This is a genomic window from Pseudomonas sp. 8 R 14 (assembly GCF_900005955.1).
GTDB lineage: Bacteria > Pseudomonadota > Gammaproteobacteria > Pseudomonadales > Pseudomonadaceae > Aquipseudomonas > Aquipseudomonas marginalis.
The window spans coordinates 1-2,479 of record NZ_CVTH01000079.1; the positions used below are offsets into that span (position 1 = coordinate 1).

2 protein-coding genes are annotated in these 2,479 nt (G+C 63.1%); both read left to right on the plus strand.

The features are described 5' to 3' along the window. The coding region (locus BFQ01_RS22560; protein ID WP_065926963.1) for an NAD-dependent succinate-semialdehyde dehydrogenase at positions 1-1,281 on the plus strand (1,281 nt) is incomplete at its 5' end. Between the two features lie 20 nt (positions 1,282-1,301). Next, entirely contained in the window at positions 1,302-2,387 is a 1,086-nt protein-coding gene (locus BFQ01_RS22565) for a tartrate dehydrogenase (RefSeq protein ID WP_065926964.1), read from the plus strand. Positions 2,388-2,479: the final 92 nt, after the last annotated feature.

Consider the following 2,479-nt stretch of genomic DNA (forward strand, 5'->3'; position numbering starts at 1 on the left):
GAGCGTGCCTGGCCTGCCTGGCGCGCACGCCCGGCTGCCGAACGCGCGGCGCTGCTGGAGCGCTGGTACCAGGTGATGATCGACAACCTCGATGACCTGGCGCTGATCATGACCTGCGAGCAGGGCAAACCCCTGAACGAAGCCCGTGGCGAAGTGCGCTACGGTGCCGGTTTCGTCAAATGGTTCGCCGAGGAAGCGCGCCGGGTCTACGGCGAAACCATGCCCGCGCCCAGCGGTGATCGGCGTTTGCTGACCCTCAAGCAACCGGTGGGCGTATGCGCCGCCATCACCCCATGGAATTTCCCCAACGCGATGATCACGCGCAAATGCGCACCGGCGCTGGCCGCCGGTTGCCCGATCATCGTCAAACCCTCGGACCTCACGCCGCTGTCGGCCCTGGCCCTGGCGGTGCTGGCCGAGCGCGTCGGCATTCCGGCCGGGGTGTTCAATGTGATCACCGGCTTACCCGCCGGCATTGGCGAAGAGCTGACCGGCAACCCGGCGGTGCGCAAGATTTCCTTTACCGGCTCCACCGCCGTCGGCCGCCTGTTGATGCGCCAGAGTGCCGAGCACATCAAGCGCTTGAGCCTGGAACTGGGCGGCAATGCGCCGTTTATCGTGTTCGATGACGCCGACCTCGAACAGGCGGTGGCCGGGGTAATGCTCAGCAAGTTTCGCAACGCCGGGCAAACCTGCGTGTGCGCTAACCGCATCCTGGTGCAGGAGGGTATCTATGCGCGTTTCGCGGCGCGACTGGTGGAGGAGGTGGGCAAGCTCAAGGTCGGCAACGGCCTGGACGACGGCGTGACCATCGGCCCGCTGATCAACCCCGCAGCGGTGAGCAAAGTCGCGCGGCATATCGACGACGCCCTGAGCCAGGGCGCCCAGTTGCTGTGCGGCGCCGTCCCCAGCGGTGACAGCCAGTTCGTGCAGCCCACGGTACTTGGCGATACCCTCGCCGGGATGTTGCTGGCCAATGAAGAAACCTTCGGCCCGGTGGCACCGCTGATGCGCTTTACCGACGAAGCCCAGGCCCTCGCCCTGGCCAACGCCACCCCGTACGGCCTGGGCGCCTACTATTTCACCCAGGACCTGCAGCGTTCGTGGCGCTTTGGCGAGGCCCTGGAGTTCGGCATGGTCGGGCTCAACACGGGGATCATCTCGATGGAAGTCGCGCCGTTCGGCGGCATCAAGCAATCGGGCCTGGGGCGCGAAGGCAGCAAGTACGGCCTGGACGAATACCTTGAAGTCAAAGCCTTCCATATCGGCGGCTTGAACTGAATTTTTGCGAGGCACACACCATGAGCAAGGCATTCAGAATCGCCGCGATTGCCGGCGATGGCATCGGCAAGGAAGTCCTGCCCGAAGGGCTGCGGGTACTGGAGCAGGCCGCCAGGATCTGGGACCTGGACCTGAGCATCGAAGTGCTCGACTGGGCCCACTGCGATTACTACCTGGAACACGGGCAGATGATGCCCGAGGACTGGTTCGAGCAGCTCAAGGGCTTTGACGCGATCTACTTCGGCGCCGTGGGCTTGCCGGACAAAGTCCCGGACCATATTTCCCTGTGGGGCTCGCTGCTCAAGTTCCGCCGCGACTTCGACCAGTACGTGAACATCCGCCCGGTGCGGCTGTTCCCCGGCGTGCCTTGCCCTCTGGCCGGGCGCGCGCCGGGGGACATCGACTTTGTGGTGATCCGCGAAAACACCGAGGGCGAATACTCCTCGGTGGGCGGCAAGATGTTTGAAGGCACCGAGCATGAGTTCGTGCTGCAGGAATCGGTGTTCACTCGACGTGGGGTTGATCGCATTCTCAAGTTCGCCTTCGACCTGGCCCAGACTCGTCCGCGCAAGAAGCTGACGGCGGCGACCAAGTCCAATGGGATTTCCATCAGCATGCCGTATTGGGATGAGCGCACGGCATTGATGGCGGCGAACTATCCCGAGGTGACGTGGGACAAGCAGCACATCGATATTTTGTGCGCGCGGTTTGTGTTGCAGCCGGACCGGTTTGATGTGGTGGTGGCGTCGAATCTGTTTGGCGACATCCTGTCGGACCTGGGGCCGGCGTGTGCGGGGACCATCGGGATAGCGCCGTCGGCGAACCTGGATCCGGAGCGGCGGTTTCCGTCGTTGTTCGAGCCGGTGCATGGATCGGCGCCGGATATTTACGGGCAGAACATTGCCAATCCGATTGCGATGATCTGGTCGGGGGCGTTGATGTTGGACTTCTTGGGCAATGGGGATGGGCGGTATCGGGCGGCCCATGATGGGGTATTGCGGGCGATTGAGGCGGTGATTGCGGAAGGGGTGGTTACGCCGGATCTGGGGGGGCGGGGATCGACTCAGGATGTGGGGATTGCGATAGCTGGGCGGCTTTTTGATTGAGTACATATCCGTTGCTGCGGTAACGGCCACTTATGGTTTCGCTTTTACAGCGACTCACTTTTGGAGGGACCCAAAAGTAAGCAAAAGGTCCT